The organism is Streptomyces rectiviolaceus (genome assembly GCF_039533825.1).
Lineage (GTDB): Bacteria > Actinomycetota > Actinomycetes > Streptomycetales > Streptomycetaceae > Streptomyces > Streptomyces rectiviolaceus.
The window spans coordinates 1-1491 of record NZ_BAAAUG010000250.1 but is presented as its reverse complement, the minus strand read 5'-3'; the positions used below and the strand labels follow the sequence as shown (position 1 = coordinate 1491).

At 67.3% G+C, this 1491-nt stretch carries 1 protein-coding gene; it reads right to left on the bottom strand.

Going from position 1 to position 1491, the window contains the following annotated elements:
• Positions 1–1284: aspartate aminotransferase family protein (locus ABD378_RS43435; protein ID WP_344530949.1), on the bottom strand; the 1284-nt coding region annotated here is incomplete at its 3' end.
• Between the last annotated feature and the right edge of the window lie 207 nt (positions 1285–1491).

Sequence of the window (1491 nt, the reverse complement as noted above, 5' to 3'; positions counted from 1 at the left end):
TGCTCGCTCCTTCGTCATGCCGGTGTGCGAGAGCCCGGTGGCCGAGGCAAGAGCCCGGGACAGCGCACTCACCGCCTGGTCGATCTGGGCTTCCTCCACGATCAGAGCGGGGAGCAGCCGCAGTACGTTTCTCAGCGGTCCGCCGATCTGCACCATCAGCCCCTGGGTGATGGCCTCTTGCTGGACACGCAGCGCCCTTTCGGGGTCCGGCAGGCCGTCCGGTGAGGAGAACTCCCAGCCGAGCATCAGGCCGAGCCCGCGAATGTCACCCGCGATGTCGTGGTCCTCGGCGATCCCCATCAACCCCTCGGCGAGCCGGAAGCCCTGGAGAGCCGCGTTCGCCACCAGCCCTTCGTCCGCGATGACGTCGAGCGTGGCCAACGCCGCGGCGCACGCCACCGCGTTTCCGCCGTAGGTTCCGCCCTGCGACCCCGCAGGGGCGGCGCTCATCAATCTCTCCGACGTGGCCATCACCGACAGCGGCAGTCCGCTGGTCATCCCCTTGGCGGCCACCAGGATGTCGGGCTCGATGCCGAAGTGCTGGTGGCCCCAGAACCGTCCCGTGCGCCCGAACCCGGTCTGGACCTCATCCAGCACCATGAGGAACCCGTGGCGATCTGCTCTCTCCCGCAGCCCTTGCATGAAGGCGGCGGTGGCAGGGATGAAGCCGCCCTCGCCCAGCACCGGTTCCACGATGAGAGCCGCGGTGTCCTCGGGGGCAGTCACGGTCGCCAGGAGGAAGTCGAGTTCCTGCAGCGCGAACCGGGTGGCCTCGTCCTCGCTCCAGCCGTACCGATACGCGGAAGGGAACGGTGCGATGTGTACCCCGGCCATCAGGGGCGCGTATCCCGTGCGGAATCGCGGGCTCGAGGTGGTCATCGACGCGGCGCCCACGGTCCGGCCGTGGAAGCCGCCGTGGAACACGATGACGTTCGGGCGTCCTGTGGCCTGCCGGGCCAGACGCAGCGCCGACTCCATGGCCTCACTGCCGGAGTTGGCGAAGAACAGAGACTGCAGCTCGGGTGGGAGTACCTGCCCGAGACGGTCACACAGGTCGAGCAGGGGCCGGTGCCGCACCGTCACGTACTGGCCGTGGATCAGTCGGCCGGCCTGATCGGTGATCGCGCTGACCACCCTCGGGTGACAGTGGCCGGTGCTGGTGACCCCGATTCCGGCAGTGAAGTCCAGATACTGCTGCCCGTCGTCTCCGTACACGTCAAGCCCTCTGGCGTGGCTGACGGTGACCGGAGTCGCTGGTTTGAGAATGGGCGATAAGCGTGCCATGGGTCGTCCCTCCATGTGGTTGCACCCCTGTGGCGCTGCCCCGACCCGATGAAGGTAGCCAGGCCCAATCGAAAAGACAACCGGACAGTCGGTTTATTGCTTGCCTACCCCATGAGGGGAGATCTGTACGCTTTCCGGCAGTTTGAGCCCATGGGGTGCCCCGAGTTGGGCGCTCTAGGGGTGCTCTAGAGGTGCTCTCGGGGTGCT